Annotated in this window: 18 protein-coding genes; 6 read left to right on the forward strand and 12 right to left on the reverse strand. The window is 65.5% G+C overall.

Features of this window, described 5'->3' with window-relative positions; translation table 11 throughout:
• The first annotated feature begins 57 nt into the window (after positions 1-57).
• Positions 58-1656 (forward strand): phosphoenolpyruvate carboxykinase, encoded by a 1599-nt coding sequence (locus tag ACFQ2S_RS18260; protein WP_386076668.1) that lies wholly within the window; start codon positions 58-60, stop codon positions 1654-1656.
• Between the two features lie 75 nt (positions 1657-1731).
• On the opposite strand, the gene ACFQ2S_RS18265 is transcribed toward ACFQ2S_RS18260, so the two are convergent.
• On the reverse strand, positions 1732-2505 hold the full coding sequence (locus ACFQ2S_RS18265) for a sulfite exporter TauE/SafE family protein (RefSeq protein WP_386076669.1): 774 nt from the start codon (positions 2503-2505) through the stop codon (positions 1732-1734).
• A gap of 151 nt (positions 2506-2656) precedes the next feature.
• On the opposite strand from ACFQ2S_RS18265, the gene ACFQ2S_RS18270 reads away from it, so the two are divergent.
• A complete protein-coding gene (locus ACFQ2S_RS18270; protein WP_386076671.1) occupies positions 2657-4354 on the forward strand; it encodes an acyl-CoA dehydrogenase family protein in 1698 nt (565 codons plus the stop codon).
• Between the two features lie 114 nt (positions 4355-4468).
• Here the strand turns inward: ACFQ2S_RS18270 and ACFQ2S_RS18275 are convergent, their stop codons facing one another.
• From ACFQ2S_RS18275 to lepB, 8 genes are all read right to left on the reverse strand, one after another.
• Positions 4469-5089 (reverse strand): NUDIX hydrolase, encoded by a 621-nt coding sequence (locus ACFQ2S_RS18275; protein ID WP_386076673.1) that lies wholly within the window; start codon positions 5087-5089, stop codon positions 4469-4471.
• A gap of 66 nt (positions 5090-5155) precedes the next feature.
• Positions 5156-5821 carry a DNA-3-methyladenine glycosylase I gene (locus tag ACFQ2S_RS18280; protein ID WP_386076674.1) on the reverse strand — a complete coding sequence of 222 codons (666 nt, stop codon included), beginning with the start codon at positions 5819-5821 and terminating at the stop codon, positions 5156-5158.
• Positions 5818-6552 carry a DNA repair protein RecO gene (gene recO, locus ACFQ2S_RS18285; protein WP_386076676.1) on the reverse strand — a complete coding sequence of 245 codons (735 nt, stop codon included), beginning with the start codon at positions 6550-6552 and terminating at the stop codon, positions 5818-5820. Before recO ends, ACFQ2S_RS18280 begins: the two co-directional genes overlap by 4 nt.
• Positions 6553-6709: 157 nt before the next feature.
• Positions 6710-7036 (reverse strand): DUF1491 family protein, encoded by a 327-nt coding sequence (locus tag ACFQ2S_RS18290; RefSeq protein WP_386076678.1) that lies wholly within the window; start codon positions 7034-7036, stop codon positions 6710-6712.
• Complete coding sequence (gene era / locus ACFQ2S_RS18295) at positions 7033-7941, reverse strand: GTPase Era (RefSeq protein ID WP_386076679.1); 909 nt, start codon at positions 7939-7941, stop codon at positions 7033-7035. The genes ACFQ2S_RS18290 and era overlap by 4 nt, the downstream gene beginning before the upstream one ends.
• Before the next feature lie 92 nt (positions 7942-8033).
• Positions 8034-8525, reverse strand: coding sequence for a bacterioferritin (locus ACFQ2S_RS18300; protein ID WP_386076681.1), 492 nt, complete (start codon positions 8523-8525; stop codon positions 8034-8036).
• 113 nt (positions 8526-8638) lie between these two features.
• Entirely contained in the window at positions 8639-9319 is a 681-nt protein-coding gene (gene rnc / locus ACFQ2S_RS18305) for a ribonuclease III (protein WP_386076682.1), read from the reverse strand.
• Positions 9316-10092 carry a signal peptidase I gene (gene lepB / locus ACFQ2S_RS18310; protein WP_386076684.1) on the reverse strand — a complete coding sequence of 259 codons (777 nt, stop codon included), beginning with the start codon at positions 10090-10092 and terminating at the stop codon, positions 9316-9318. Before lepB ends, rnc begins: the two co-directional genes overlap by 4 nt.
• A 186-nt stretch (positions 10093-10278) precedes the next feature.
• On the opposite strand from lepB, the gene ACFQ2S_RS18315 reads away from it, so the two are divergent.
• Positions 10279-11118, forward strand: coding sequence for a calcium-binding protein (locus ACFQ2S_RS18315; protein ID WP_386076685.1), 840 nt, complete (start codon positions 10279-10281; stop codon positions 11116-11118).
• A gap of 4 nt (positions 11119-11122) precedes the next feature.
• On the opposite strand, the gene acpS is transcribed toward ACFQ2S_RS18315, so the two are convergent.
• From acpS to ACFQ2S_RS18330, 3 genes are read right to left on the reverse strand one after another with little or no spacing between them, the layout of a single operon-like run.
• Positions 11123-11533 carry a holo-ACP synthase gene (gene acpS / locus ACFQ2S_RS18320; RefSeq protein WP_386076687.1) on the reverse strand — a complete coding sequence of 137 codons (411 nt, stop codon included), beginning with the start codon at positions 11531-11533 and terminating at the stop codon, positions 11123-11125.
• Positions 11534-12001, reverse strand: a complete 468-nt coding sequence (locus tag ACFQ2S_RS18325; protein WP_386076689.1) for a nucleoside deaminase — start codon at positions 11999-12001, stop codon at positions 11534-11536.
• Positions 11998-12771: a pyridoxine 5'-phosphate synthase gene (locus ACFQ2S_RS18330; protein WP_386076691.1), complete on the reverse strand. Its 774-nt coding sequence runs from the start codon at positions 12769-12771 to the stop codon at positions 11998-12000. The genes ACFQ2S_RS18325 and ACFQ2S_RS18330 overlap by 4 nt, the downstream gene beginning before the upstream one ends.
• Before the next feature lie 134 nt (positions 12772-12905).
• On the opposite strand from ACFQ2S_RS18330, the gene ACFQ2S_RS18335 reads away from it, so the two are divergent.
• From ACFQ2S_RS18335 to ACFQ2S_RS18345, 3 genes are all read left to right on the forward strand, one after another.
• Complete coding sequence (locus tag ACFQ2S_RS18335; protein WP_386076693.1) at positions 12906-13457, forward strand: hypothetical protein; 552 nt, start codon at positions 12906-12908, stop codon at positions 13455-13457.
• An 85-nt stretch (positions 13458-13542) separates the two neighbouring features.
• Positions 13543-14190 carry a sulfotransferase family 2 domain-containing protein gene (locus tag ACFQ2S_RS18340; RefSeq protein ID WP_386076695.1) on the forward strand — a complete coding sequence of 216 codons (648 nt, stop codon included), beginning with the start codon at positions 13543-13545 and terminating at the stop codon, positions 14188-14190.
• Positions 14191-14236: 46 nt separating this feature from the next.
• Positions 14237-14884 (forward strand): sulfotransferase family 2 domain-containing protein, encoded by a 648-nt coding sequence (locus ACFQ2S_RS18345; protein ID WP_386076696.1) that lies wholly within the window; start codon positions 14237-14239, stop codon positions 14882-14884.
• Positions 14885-15104 lie beyond the last annotated feature (220 nt).

Consider the following 15104-nt stretch of genomic DNA (forward strand, 5'->3'; position numbering starts at 1 on the left):
TGCCGTTTGTTTTGCAAGGAACTGGACGACCGCGAAGGCGGTTTTGGGAGCGAGCGAATGACGACTGGACGTGTAAACCCGGCAATGCGCCTTGAGGATCAGGGCATTACCGGCCTCGGCGACATCCACTACAACCTGCTGGTCAGCCAGCTGATGGAAAAAGCCATCCAGAAGGGCGAGGGAAAGGTCGGGCTTGGCGGGACGATGCTGGTCAGCACGGGCAAGTTCACCGGGCGGTCCCCCAAGGACAAGCACGTGGTGCGCGACGAGGTGACCGAGGATACCATCTGGTGGGAAAACAATGCTGCCATGTCCGAAGAGGGCTTTGCCAACCTCAAGGCCGACATGGTGGAGTTCATGAAGGGCGGCGAATATTTCGTGGAGGATCTCTACGGCGGCGCCGATCTCGAACACCGGCTGAACGTGCGGATGATCACCGAATACGCCTGGCACGGCATCTTCATGCGCCACATGCTGCGCCGCCCGGCCCGGGTCGAGCTGGACGGCTTCGTTCCCGAGCTGACGGTCATCAACATCCCCTCCTTCAAGGCCGACCCGGACCGCCACAACTGCCGCTCCGAGACCGTCATCGCGCTGAACCTCAAGGAAAAGCTGATCCTGATCGGCGGCACCGAATATGCCGGCGAGAACAAGAAATCCGTCTTCACCACGCTCAACTACCTGCTGCCCGGCAAGGGCGTCATGGCCATGCATTGCTCGGCCAACCACGCGCCCGGCAAGCCCGAGGACGCCGCCGTCTTCTTCGGCCTCTCCGGCACCGGCAAGACGACGCTCTCGGCCGACCCGAACCGGGTGCTGATCGGCGACGACGAGCATGGCTGGGACAAGAAGGGCACATTCAACTTCGAGGGCGGCTGCTACGCCAAGACCATCAACCTCTCGGAAGAGGCCGAGCCGGAGATCTACGCGACCACCCGCATGTTCGGCACGGTCATCGAGAACATGGTCTATGACGAGGATTCGCTGAAGCTCGACTTCGACGATGACAGCCTGACCCCGAACATGCGCTGCGCCTACCCACTCAACTACATCGCCAATGCCTCGGCGACCGGCGTCGCGGGCCACCCCAAGAACATCATCATGCTCACCTGCGACGCGTTCGGAGTTCTGCCGCCGATTGCCAAGCTTACCCCGGAGCAGGCGATGTACCACTTCCTGTCGGGCTTCACTTCCAAGGTGGCGGGAACCGAGCGCGGGGTGACCGAGCCGCAGCCGACCTTCTCGACATGTTTCGGCGCGCCCTTCATCCCGCGTCGCCCGGAAGTCTATGGCGACCTGCTGATGAAGCAGGTGCACGATCACGGCTCCACCTGCTGGCTGGTCAACACCGGCTGGTCCGGCGGCGCCTACGGCACCGGCAAGCGGATGCCGATCAAGGCCACCCGCGGGCTCCTCACCGCCGCGCTCGACGGCACGCTCAAGACCGTCGCCTTCCAGAAGGATCCGTTCTTCGGTTTCGACGTGCCAGTCGAGGTGCCGGGCATCGAGACCGACCTCCTGCATCCGCGCGATACCTGGAAGGACAAGGAGGCTTACGACGCACAGGCCCGGAAGCTGGTCGCCATGTTCAAGGAGAACTTCGAGCAGTACTTGCCCTATGTCTCCGACGAGGTGAAGGCCATCGCCATCGGCTGAGGCGCAAGCTCGGCCACGCTGAAACGGACGGCCCGGGTCACTCCGGGCCGTTCTGCATTTCCGTCCCTGTCTGGATCAGGTGAACGCCCGGCGCAGGAGGTTGAGGCCGGCCAGCACCAGCACGAAAAGCGTCGCCTTGCGGAAGGTCGCCTGGTCGAGCCGGTCCTGCACTCTTTGGCCCAGCCACATGCCAGCCAGGGCCGGCGCGAGCAGAAGCGCCGAGAAGGGGATCGTGCGCGCGTTGAGCACGCCGGTCTGCAGGTGCGTCGCAACCAGAAGCACGGCGCCGAGCGCAAAGGCCACGCCCTGCACCCGTACCTGTTCGACCTTCGGCGTGCCGATCGCGGTCAGGTAGATCACCAGCGGCGGTCCCCAGACCCCGGACACCCCGCCGATCACGCCGGACACTGTCCCCAGCAGGGCCTCGGCGCGCCGCTGAGCCTCCGGCCGGATACTCACCTGCCAGCCGAGCAGTTGCGCCACGCCGAAGAAGGTGATCGGAACGCCGATCATCGCGTAGATCGCCCGCGGGTCGACCGCCGTCACCAGCTGCCCGGAGAGCACCAGACACACCCCGGCCACGGCGAAATAGCGCGGGTAGTCGCGAACCGCCCCGATGGCCGCCCGCAGGCCATCGCGCAGCGCCTGCATCGCATTGGTCACGAGGGTCGGCAACATCAGCCCGGCCAGGGCCATCTCCGGCGACAGGAACGACGCCAACCCCGAGACCATGATCATCGGCATGGCGAACCCGGTGGTGCCCTTGACGAAGCCGGCGAGCAGCGTGATCGCGCAGGCGAGGGCGAAGAACAGCGGCCCGAGCCCGCCAGGAAGTGTAAACGTATCCATGGGCGTGGCCTTATCCGATCTCGGACGAGGCGCACAGGCAAATCGCGAGAGACATAATTTGCATAAATGACCTACAGTATTGAAATTATGTTGCGCTGCACCTGCAAACATCCTATTCCGTTTCGAAACCCGAAGACGGAGGATTCGAGTCATGCCCCACGATGGACAGGATCTGCCCAAGGCCGAGGCCGGCGGCGCCATTCTCGACACCCTGCTGACGCTGACCGAGAAGTCGCTGGCGCCGGTGGATGCCCTTCTGGCCCAGGCCCGCGAGGCCGTGCGCGATCGCGTGTCCGACGGCGGCCGCGTGTCCGGCGCGCTGCTGGAGCAGAACCAGACCGCGGCCCACGGGCTGGCCTGGCTCGCCACCTATGCCCAGTCGCTCAACCAGATGCAGGCTTGGGCCGAGCGGCTCGACGGCCAGGGCCGGTTCGGCGAGATCGAGCAGCTGATTCACCAGATCGCCTTTGGGGAGTACCTGCAGCAGATCCGTGGCGGCATCCCGATGTCGCAGGGCGAGATCGTCCGGATGCGCGACATGGGGCTCGACGACCGCATGGCGATGTCCGTGCTGGACACATCCGAGATCGAGGCGCTGTGCCAGAACGGCAACTCGCAGCGTGCCCGCACGCGGCTCGTCGAGCTGATGCAGGAGCAATCCGCCAACATTACTGTCGGGGCGACCGGGCTGGACGACGAGCTGGAGATGATCCGCGAGCAGTTCCGCCGCTACGCCGTGGAGCGCGTGGAGCCCAACGCCCACGAATGGCACCTCAAGGACGAGCTGATCCCGATGGAGATCATCGAGGAGCTGGCCGAGATGGGCGTCTTCGGTCTGACCATTCCGGAGGAGTACGGCGGGTTCGGCCTCTCCAAGGCGTCGATGGTCGTCGTCTCCGAGGAGCTGTCGCGCGGCTACATCGGCGTGGGCAGCCTCGGAACCCGTTCCGAGATCGCCGCCGAGCTGATCCTCGCGGGCGGGACCGACGCGCAAAAGGAATATTGGCTGCCGAAACTTTCCAGCGCCGAGATCCTGCCCACGGCCGTCTTCACCGAGCCCAACACCGGTTCCGACCTCGGCAGCCTGAGGACCCGCGCCGTGAAGGACGAGAACGGCGACTACAAGGTCACCGGCAACAAGACCTGGATCACCCATGCCGCCCGTACTCATGTAATGACCCTGCTGGCCCGGACCGATCCGAACACCACGGACCACAAGGGCCTGAGCATGTTCCTGGCCGAGAAAACGCCCGGCACCGACGAGGACCCGTTCCCGACCGAGGGCATGACCGGTGGCGAGATCGAGGTGCTCGGCTATCGCGGGATGAAGGAGTACGAGCTCGGCTTCGACAACTTCCACGTCAAGGGCGAGAACCTGCTCGGCGGCGAGGAAGGGCAGGGCTTCAAGCAGCTGATGAAGACCTTCGAAGCCGCGCGGATTCAGACCGCCGCCCGCGCCGTCGGCGTGGCGCAATCCGCGCTCGACATCGCGATGCGCTATGCGCAGGACCGCAAGCAGTTCGGCAAGGCGCTGATCGAGTTTCCCCGCGTCTCCGGCAAGCTCGCCATGATGGCGGTGGAGATCATGGTGGCGCGCCAGCTCACCTATTTCTCCGCCTGGGAAAAGGACCACGACCAGCGCTGCGATCTCGAGGCCGGGATGGCCAAGCTGCTTGGCGCCCGCGTGGCCTGGGCCGCGGCCGACAACGGGCTGCAGATCCACGGCGGCAACGGTTTCGCGCTGGAATACAGCATCAGCCGGGTGCTCTGCGACGCGCGCATCCTCAACATCTTCGAGGGCGCGGCCGAGATCCAGGCGCAGGTCATCGCACGCAGGCTTCTGGGCTGACCTAAGCCACAGCCATCAGGGCGTCGGCCGGCCAGAGCGCCGCCGGCGCCCCTTCTTCTGTCAAGACATATCCCGGGGTCCGGGGCAGCGCCCCGGCTCACCCCATCGGTGCAATCAATCCCAGTCGGTCAGCATTTGCGGCGCGCGGAGATGCACCAGCGCCCGGGCAACGTCGGCGGGGCTGGAGCGGCCGATGGACATGGGCGGCAGGTCTTTGGGGTCGAAAAAGCGCGCATCGGTGGTTTCCGGGCCGGCCTGCGGCGGAGCATCGTCCTCCGGGGTGCAGAGGAAGAAAAACTTGTAGAAATCGCGGTAATCCGGCGCGCCGGGCTGCTTGGCGCGGTGGCGGATCTCGTAGAGCTTGCTGGCCTCCACCCTGAGCGTCGCTTCCTCCCAGGTTTCCTTCACCGCGACCTCGCTCGCGGTATAGCCGATATCGGCAAACCCACCCGGCATGGTCCAGCGGCCATCGACCTTCTCCCGCACCAGCAACACACGGCCCTCGCGGAACACCGCGGCGCGGATGTCGATCTTGGGCGTAGCGTAGCCCTCGTGCGGCTCCGCCAGCCCTGTGAGCTGCCGCACAGGCACCTGGCCAAGACGCGAGATCATCTCGCGCGCGATCCCGTCGATCTCGGCAAAGCGTTCCTGGTCGAAGGCGTCCGGGGAATAATGCAGCCCGGTGGCGGCCAGCGCCTGCAAGCGCTTGGCATAGGACAGCCAGATATCTTCCATGCATTCCTCGCGAGGCCGGGATTTGCCCCTGTCTCCGACAGGCGCGGCGGCAATGCAAGGCCGGGCTCAGTCCGGGACGGAGAGCGCCAGCGTCCAGCTGATTACGGCATGGCGCGCGCCGCTTTCCGCGTGCCAGGCGTTGAACGCCGACTGGACCTTGCGTTGTGCTCCCTTGGAGGTCGCCGCGCCATCGATCACGCCATGCGCATTCAGCGCGGCCAGGACGGAGCGCGACAGGATGAAGGCGTCATAGCCGGCGTTGCGCAGCGCGTACTGGCCGGTCACACCGCCAAGCCGGGCCCCGCGCTTCTTCAGCAGGTCGAACAGGCCGATCGTGTCGTCGATCGGCCAGGCGGCGAGATAGCCCGCGGCCGAGCCGTGGGCGCGGGCGAGATCGGACAGGAAGACCGCATTGTCTCGCACCGTCAGGATCTTGGCCGCGTTGCGCACGATGTCGGTGTTGCGCAGATGGGCGTCTAGATCCTCGTCCGACATCATCGCGTTGCGGCCGATATCGAAGCCGTGGAAGGCCGCCTCGAACCCGGGCCACTTGGTCTCGATCACCGACCAGTTGAACCCGGCCTGAAACACCCGCTTGGTGAACTCGGACAACAGCCGGTCGTCCGACAGCGCGGACATGGGCAGCTCGGCCGGGGTGGGCATCGCGGCCTCGTAGGTGGCCTTGCCCTTGCGGGCGATGGCAAGGTCGCGGATCTCGGCAAAACTTTTCATGGGTGCGTTCCCTGGCGCGCGAGCAGGTCGATGAGCCGCTGGCGGGCCGGTGGCAAGGGGCGGTCGCCGAGCGCCGGCGCCAGCCAGGTTTCAAGGAAATGTCCCGTGGTCTGAAGCCCTTCCAGAATCTCGGCAGGGCTCTCCGCTGCCTCGCCGCGCAGGCAGGGCGGCAGCGGCAGAAGCCTGTCGGACCAGGCCCCGGCGCCCTCGGCGGTCACCGCCCGCCCGGTTCGGGGCGAGACAAAGACGAGCCCTTCGGTCGCGCCTGACACCGCGCAGGCGCTCAGGTCGAGCGCGAAGCCGAGTTCCTCCAGCAAGGCGCGTTCCCACAGCAGGTAAAGCCCTGGCCAGCGCGGATCGGTCCCTAGCGCGTCCAGCAGGTGCTGAGTTGCAGCATAAAGGCCCGGATGCGGCTCGCGTTCCGGCAGGGCGAAGGACAGGAGCGCGCAGGTCGCGCCGAGGGCCGAGAGGGCGAGGCGGTCGTTCAGGATGGCGGCGCTGCGGGATTTCAGCGGTTCGACCCGGAAGGCCCCGAGGTGCTCCTGCAGCCGTGCCCGCCATTCCAACGAGAGCTGTGCGCCGGGTTGCAGCACCGGGGTCAGCTTGCGGCTGGTGCCGCCGCGCACCACGCCGGCATGGCGACCGTGCTCGGCGGTGAAGACCTCGAGGATCGCCGAGGTCTCGCCATGCGGCCGCACGGTCAGCACTGAGCCTTCGTCCCGCCAGTCCACGCCCGCAACCTCCGTTTCACCGGCGCGTATCGTGGCGGGTGATGCCGGGGAAGTCCATGGCTGCGCGCGGCTCGAGGGGGGGGGCGGGGCGTCTGCCCTCTGCGCCCCGTTCCGGGTCCCTCCCCCTAGGGGTTTTCGGACAGGCGAAAGGGGGGCGTCAGTCGAGACCGGGCTGGTCCAGCAGGTGGCGGCCGTCGCGGCTTTCGACCTCGATCACCCAGAGATCGGGATCGGTCTTGCGCTGGCGGGCGATCAGGGCGTCGACCTCCGGTTCGGGGCCGTCGGCCAGCACGTCCCAGGGGCGGGAGCCGTCCATCGCCATCATGCGCTGGTAGAGGCGCGCGGTTCCATCCAGTGGGCTGAGCTTCACCATGATCGCGCCGGCGGTGTCGTCGCCATGGGCCAGCACATAGGCCGGGATGGTCTCGATCTGGAGCCGCATGAGGTAGGCCTGAACCCAGAGGCCCGAGGCCAGCCGGCTCACGAATTGCCGTCCTTGAAATCGAGGCCCATCTCGGAGTAGCGCTCGGCTTCCTCCAGCCAGTTGGGCCGGACCTTGACCTGCAGGAACAGGTGGACCTTGCGGCCGAGAAATTCCTCGAGCTCGGCGCGGGCGGCCTGCGAGACGGCCTTGATCGTCTCGCCGCCCTTGCCGAGCACGATGCCCTTGTGGCCGTCGCGGGCGACGTAGATCATCTGGTCGATGCGGGCGGAGCCGTCCTTGCGTTCTTCCCAGTTCTCAGTCTCGACCGTGAGCTGGTAGGGGAGTTCCTGATGCAGTCGCAGGGTGAGCTTCTCGCGGGTCATCTCGGCCGCGATCATCCGCATCGGCAGGTCGGAAAGCTGGTCTTCGGGATAGAGCCAGGGGCCCTCGGGCAGAGCGCAGGCGAGCCATTGGCGCAGGTCATCCACGCCGTAGCCTTTCTCGGCCGAGATCATGAAGGTCTTGGCGAAGGGATAGGCGTCGTTCATCTGCTGGGTCATCGCCAGCAGCGCGTCGGATTTCACGCGGTCGATCTTGTTGATCGCGAGCGCCACGGTCTGGCCGGAACCACGCTCCTTCAGCGTCTCAAGGATCGCCTTCACGCCCTCGGTCATTCCGCGATGCGCCTCGATCAGAAGCACCACGATGTCGGCGTCGGCAGCCCCGCCCCAGGCGGCGGCAACCATGGCGCGGTCGAGCCGGCGGCGCGGGCGGAAGAGGCCCGGCGTGTCGACGAAGACGATCTGGCTGTCGCCCTCCAGCGCCACGCCGCGGATTCGGGCGCGGGTGGTCTGCACCTTGTGGGTGACGATCGATACCTTTGAACCCACCATCGCGTTCAGCAGGGTGGATTTGCCCGCGTTGGGCTCTCCGATCAGGGCGACGAATCCGCAACGTGTGGACATGGCTTCAAACCTCCGGCTCAGAGCCGGGGTTTACGCCATCCGGCGCCCGGGCGCCAGCGGGACGGCAGGGGCCGCCCCGACGGGCGTTCAGATCAGGCTTCGGTGTCGCTCTCGTCGGCAAAGGAGACCCACTTAGCGCTGTAGGCCTTCTCGCCCAGCCGCTTGATGAGGCTCAGTTGCAGGTCGAGCCAGGCCTTGTGGCCTTCCTCGTCGAGCACGATCTGCTCGAACAGGGTCCGGCTGCCGATGTCGCCCACCTCGGCGGCCTGCATGGCGGCGCGGGAATAGGTCTCGATCGCCTCCTGCTCGTCGGCGGCGTCCATGCTGAACATCTCTTCGAGGCTATCGGCCTTTTTCGGCTGCTTCTGAAAGCGGATCTCGGGTGAGCCGCCAAGAAACAGGATGCGCTCCATGAACAGATCGGAATGGCCGATCTCTTCCTGCATCTCCTCGCGCATCTTGTCGGCGAGCAGGTTCAGCCCCCAGTCGTCCAGGACCTGTGCGTGGAGCTGGTACTGGTGACCGGCGGTCATCTCCATTTCGAGGGCGGTCTGCAGGTTCTTGAGGGTCTGATCGTTGGGCATCTGTCTCTCCTGACTGAGGGCGGCGCGGGTGGCCGCTTCGGAGATATATTGCGCATCGAAGATACAACAATTGGGCCGCGATGTCGCAGCGTTCGAGCACCGATGCGGTGGGGTCAGGCTTCGAGCCGCTCCAGCAAGGCGGTGGCGGCGGCCTGTTCGGCCTGGCGCTTGGAGCCGGCGGTGGCAGTGGCCTCTTCGCCGTTCTCGAGCCGGGCGCTGATCGTGAAAGAGGGGGCGTGGTCCGGCCCGCTACGTCGGGTCTCGACGTATTTCGGAGGCGCCATGCCGCGGGCCTGAGCCCATTCCTGCAGCGCGGTCTTGGAATCGCGGGCCTGGCTCTCGGCCGCCTCGATCCGCTCGCCCCAGAGGCGCAGCACGATCGGCTTGGCGGCCTCCAGCCCGGCATCGAGGTAAACAGCTGCGATCACCGCCTCCATCGCATCGCCGAGTAGCGCGTTCTTGCGACGCCCGCCGGACATCATCTCGGATCGACCGAGCTTCAGCGCCGCGCCGAGATCGATCTGGCGGGCGACGTCGGCACAGGTTTCCTTGCGCACCAGTGCGTTGTAGCGCGGGGCGAGCTGGCCCTCGTCCGCGAGGCGGTCATGCAGGAAGAGCGCCTCGGCGATCACCAAGTTCAGCACCCGGTCCCCGAGGAACTCGAGCCGCTGGTTCGATGGACGGGTCTCCGAGGCAAGCGACGGATGGGTGAGGGCGCGCAGCAGCAGTTCGGGGCGCCGGAAACGGTGCCCCAGACGATCCTGAAATGCCCTCAGTTCCGCCGAAAGCCTCACTCGATCCTCTTGAAAAAGCGGTCCGGGCGCCATGTCCAGACAAAGAACAGCGACTTGCCGGCGGAGGAGAACATGATCCGGTCGGCGCGGCCAATGAGGTTCTCGGCCGGAACCATGCCAACGCCGCGCGCGATCTGGTTGACCCGGCTGTCGGTGGAGTTGTCGCGGTTGTCGCCCATGAAGAAGTAATGGCCTTCGGGCACGGTGAAGATCGGGGTGTTGTCGTTCGGGCCGAGGCCGATGTCGAGGATCGAGTGGCTCGTGCCGTTCGGCAGGGTCTCGATGAAACGTGCCTTTTCGCAGGTGCCGCCCTGGCCGACGGGGTCGTTGGAGCAGCGCGGCAGAAGCTGCTGCGGACCCTGCGGGGCCATGTCCTCGATGAACAGCCCGTCCGGTTCCATTCCCACCGGCTCGTCGTTGATGTGCAGCACGCCATCCTTCATCTGGATCCGGTCGCCGGGCAGGCCGATCAGCCGCTTGATGAAATCGGTGCCGTTGACCGGGTGGCGGAACACCACGACGTCACCGCGCTCGGGCTCGGAGCCCATCAGCCGGCCATCGATCGGGCAGAGGCCGAAGGGGCAGGAATACTGCGAATAGCCATAGGCCATCTTGTTGACGAACAGGAAATCGCCGATCAGCAGCGTGTCCTTCATCGAACCCGAGGGAATCCAGAATGGCTGGAAGAACAGCGTGCGGAAGACGCCGGCAATCACCAGGGCCCAGAAGACCGTCTTGATCGTTTCCCAGATGCCTTCGACCGCGTCGCCCATACCTGTTCCCTGCCGTGCCTGCCTGCGCTCCTTGCGCACGGCGCTTCATGGTCGGGGGCGGTGAGGGAGTCAAGCCGGTGGCAGGGTGGCCGGCGCGGATCGCGGTTTGACCGTCGGGCTGCGGCACGGCAAGCTGATCCGTGCGAGAGCCGATATTCATTCCCGAAGCAATGATTGGAACGTGAGATGTTTGAAGGCACCAAGGCCCGTTTGCAGGTATTCATACCCGACATGAAGACCCCCTCCAGCCGTGCTGAGACACGGAAGATTGACGAGGATGCTGTCGAGTTCGACGATGTGTCCTTTCTCGACATCAACGGGGATCCGTACTTCGTCGTGGCCGCCCGCTTCGATCTGACGGGCACGACGGTCCATTACGAGACCTTGCAGGGCGGCGTCTTTGCCAATGTCGACGACGAGACCGGGTTCAACGGCTACAAGCTGACCATGACCGCCTTCGCGGAAGACGACCAGCTGTCGCTGCGCGGGGCAAGCCTGGTCGGCGGCACCAATTCGCTCGAACTTCCCGACGCGAATGTCGAGACCCGGGGCAACGCGATCTGGATCAACGTGGACGGGCTTTTCTTCTCGACGGGCGACGGCTTTGACCTGCGGCTGAATCTGAAATTCGACGGTGACGGTGGGCGGGACGTGTTCCTTGGCGGTGACGGCAAGGACCTCGTGGTTGGGCGCGGCGGCGCAGACGTTCTGGCCGGCGGCAACGGGCGCGACAGCATCAATGGCGGCAAGGGCTCCGATCTGATCGATGGCGGCGCGGGCCGGGACATGCTCACCGGCGGGCGCGGGGGCGACACCTTCGTCTTCGGCGATTATCGCGGGCGCGATACGATCACCGATTTCGACGTCGCGCGCGACAAGCTGCTGGTCGTGGGCGAGGCGGAACGGTTCCGGGATATCGACATCAGCAACACCAGGGACGGAGCGCTCGTGACGGCGGGCGCCGGCAAGGTTCTGCTGGAGGATGTGCGCGCGGGCGAGCTCGAGGCCGACATGTTCCTGTTCTGAACGGTCAGTCCCGTGCGGCCAGGGGTCTCGCCTCGATCACCACGAAGGCCTGCGCCCAAGGGTGGTCGTCGGTGAGCGTGACATGGATGATCGCCTCGTGGCCCGGCGGCGTCATCTCGGCCAGCCGCTCGGCGGCCCAGCCGGTGACGACCATGACCGGCTGGCCGGTCTCAAGGTTGGAGACGGCCATGTCCTTCCAGGCGATCCCCATGCGCAGCCCGGTGCCGAGCGCCTTGGAGCAAGCCTCCTTGGCCGCCCACCGCTTGGCGTAGGTGCCGGCGGTGTCGGCCCTCCGCTCCGCCTTGCGCTGTTCGATCTCGGTGAAAACGCGGTTGCGGAAGCGGTCGCCGAAACGGTCCAGCGTACCCTGGATCCGCTCGATATTGGCAAGGTCGGAGCCGATGCCGAGGATCATCTACTCGTCGCCCTCGGCGTAGAGGTCCAGCACCTCGGCTTCCAGCACCCCGCCGACCCATTCGAAAGCGCCCTTGTCCGCGTCTTCGAACTGCTCGATCGTCAGCTCGGGAAACACGAAATACTTCGCCGCGACACGCGGCTTGGTCGCGGCGAAGACGACCCTGCGGATACCCGCGAACCGCATCGCCGAGAGGCACATCTCGCAAGGTTGAAGCGTCGACAGCAAGGTGCAGCCCGACAAGTCCGGCGTGTCCAGCGCCGCGGTGGCGCGGGCCATGGCGACGACCTCGGCATGGCGGGTGATATCGTTGTCGAGATGTACCTGGTTGTCACCCCAGGCGATCACCACGCCCCCTTTCAGGACGGCCGCCGAAATCCCGGCCTTGCCATCCACGTCGCTTGCCTCGCGGGCGCGGTGGATGCATTCGGCCAGCGCACTGCGTTCTGCCTCCGTGACCGTGCTCATGCGGCGTTCGAGGGGCTGCGCGCCTCGTCCATCCGCCGGCGCATCTCGCGGATCGAGGCGTCCAGCCCCACGAAGATCGCCTCGCCCACGAGGAAATGCCCGATGTTGAGCTCCACCACTTCCGGAAAGGCGGCGACGGGTTGCACGGTGTCGTAGGTCAGCCCGTGGCCGGCGTGGACTTCCAGCCCTAACGAATGGGCGAAGGCTGACATCTCGCGCAGCCGCTCCAGCTCCGCGTCGCGCTCCGCGAAGCGCCCCTCGGAGTGGGCATCGCAATAGGCGCCGGTGTGCAGCTCGATCACCGCCGCGCCGATCCGGTGTGCGGCCTCGATCTGGCGCCGGTCGGCCGCGATGAAGATCGACACCCGGCAGCCGGCGTCGCGCAACGGGGCGATGAAATGGGCCATGCGGTTCTCGTCCTTCGCAACCTCCAGCCCACCCTCGGTGGTGCGCTCCTCGCGCTTCTCGGGGACAATACAGACGGCGTGAGGGCGGTGGTGCAGCGCGATCTGCTGCATCTCCGGGGTCGCGGCCATCTCGAAGTTGAGAGGCACCGTCAGATTGGCGGCCAACGCCTCGATGTCGGCGTCGCTGATGTGCCGTCGATCCTCACGCAGATGCGCCGTGATGCCGTCGGCGCCCGCGGCCTCCGCGATGCGGGCGGCCCGCAGCGGGTCGGGAACAGCGCCGCCGCGGGCGTTTCGCACGGTGGCGACATGGTCGATGTTCACACCCAGCCGCAGCCGGCCGACGAAATCCGCATCTTGCATCGCAAATCTCCCTGTTGCGCCGCAGACATAGACCCGACGGCAGGCCCGGAAAAGCCCGAAGCGAAAATTGCGCGCGCGCCACTCCTCGGATATGCCAGTGGGACCCTGCGACCAGAACCTGCACGGAGCCCTGGATGACACGACTGACGCGCCGCCTCTTCGCACTCGCCGCCGCCACGGCGCTCGCCGGTTGCGCCAGCAGCACGGAAACCGTCACCCAAACCGAACGCATTCCGCTTGGCGAGTTCAAGCTCGGCCACATCGTCGTGGTCGCCGACAACGTCAAGCAGGTTCAGCCTTCGCGTAACGTGTCGGTCGATGAATGGGAGAGCGCCTATCGGGATGCGCTGGAGGCGCGGTTCAGCGGCTACACCGGGGACCAGTTCTACCACATCGCCGTGAACATCCTTGGATACTCGGTCGCCGTGCCGGGGGTGCCGGTGGTGCTGGCCCCGAAGTCGGCGATGATCATCGAGGCTTCGATCTGGGATGACGAAGCCGGAGGCAAGATCAACGCCGAACCCAAGCAGTTCACGGTGCTTGAATCCTTCGACGGGGATTTCGTGGTTGGCTCGGGCCTCACCAAGTCGCGCTCCGAACAGGTCGCGGCACTTGCCGCGAACGGGGCGAAGCAGATCGAGGAGTGGATGCGCGACAATCCCGAATGGTTCGCGCGAAAGAATTGATCTTGCCTCAATTCTCTGCAAGGCCTGCCGCCAAACCCTCCCGCGGATTTGCGGGGCTGGACACGTTTCCTAGGAGTTCCCGGGTATGACCTTTTACCTCAAGAAGCACGACCTGACCTATGTCAGTGTGCCGAAATGCGCCTGCACGTCCTTGAAGCAGTTCTTCTTCCACATTCATAACGGGTTCGAATTCCGGCGCTTCAATATCAACGGGCAGACCTACACGATCCACAAACTCGCAAGCAGTATCCCCTTCGAGAATCTGGATACGAAGTCGACCCGGAACCACCGCAAGATTGCGGTCGTGCGGGAGCCGGTTGGGCGGCTGGTGTCGTGCTACGCGAACAAGGTCGTCGACGGGCGCATTCTGGAGAAGCCGAAGGTGGCCAGGAATCTGGAAAGGCGGGGTTTGTCCACGACGCCCACGATCCACGATTTCGTACGAGATCTTTCGGCCTACCAGGCCGCTTCGCCCAACATACTGCATCACTCAAGGCCGCTCTCGTATTTCCTGGGTCGCGATCCGTCCTATTTCGACAAGCTCTTCTCGCTGCGGGAGATGTCCTCGCTTATCGAATACGTGGCCGACGTCGTGGGCGAGGTTCCAAGCCTTCCGCATTCGCAGAAAAGCACCAGCTCGGATGTGGCCAAGCAAATCACGTCGGAAGACCGGGAGCGGATCGAGAAGATCTATGCCGAGGATCTGGAGATTTTCGGCCAGTGGATGAAATAGGCAATCACGAGGGCCCCGGCCGGCGCAGGTCGGGGCGGGCCTGGCGATGACGGTCCACCTGTTCGATCACAGGTTCAGCTATATCAGCGTGCCGAAATGCTCGAGCACCTCGCTCAAGTTCCTGTTCTTCGAGATCGAGAACGGCCGGCCGTTCGAGCCCTACACCGAGAACGGCACCCATTGGCACATCCACAACGCGGCCTACCCGTTCGTGCCATTCGGGGACTTGCCGCATGACCGGATCGCGGGGCATCGCCGGGTCTGCATTGTGCGGGAGCCGGTTTCGCGGATCCTGTCGTGCTACGCCAACCGTGTGGTGGCGCGCGGAGACCTGAACAGGCTGGATCTCTCGCCCGAACTGCGCGAGCGCGGCGTGGTGGAGGCCCCCGACATCGGCACCTTCATCCGCTTCCTTCCGGAATATCGCGCGCTGTCGGAAGTCGTGGCGCACCATTGCGAGCCGCTCAGCCATTTTCTTGGCCGCGATCCCGCCTATTTCGACCGGATCTACAACACCGGGCAGGTCGATGCCCTCGTCGCGGACCTCGCGGAAGTGATCGGCCCAGTGCCCGAGGTTGGCCGCCGCACCACAAGCCGCTCGCGTTCCTTCGCGGCCGAACTGGAGCCGGAGGACCGCGCCCGGATCCACGAGCTATTTGCCGAGGACCTCGAGATCTTCGGCGCCTTCATGTGAGATCGGCAGGGCGGCCGGGGCGGATGACATCCGCAGCAAACGCGTGCGGAAGCCGTTTCAGGACGGAAGTTTGGAAGGCGCTTGATTTCCGGCGCCAATCGACATACTTCGCGCGCGATGTGCAACGGGCCGAAGGTAGCCCCCAACTCACGAGGCGCCATCATGGCAAAGGAAAAGTTTCAGCGTAACAAACCGCATGTGAACGTCGGCACGATTGGTC

Source organism: Tropicimonas aquimaris (assembly GCF_042676185.1).
In the GTDB taxonomy this organism is placed as follows: Bacteria; Pseudomonadota; Alphaproteobacteria; order Rhodobacterales; family Rhodobacteraceae; genus Tropicimonas; species Tropicimonas aquimaris.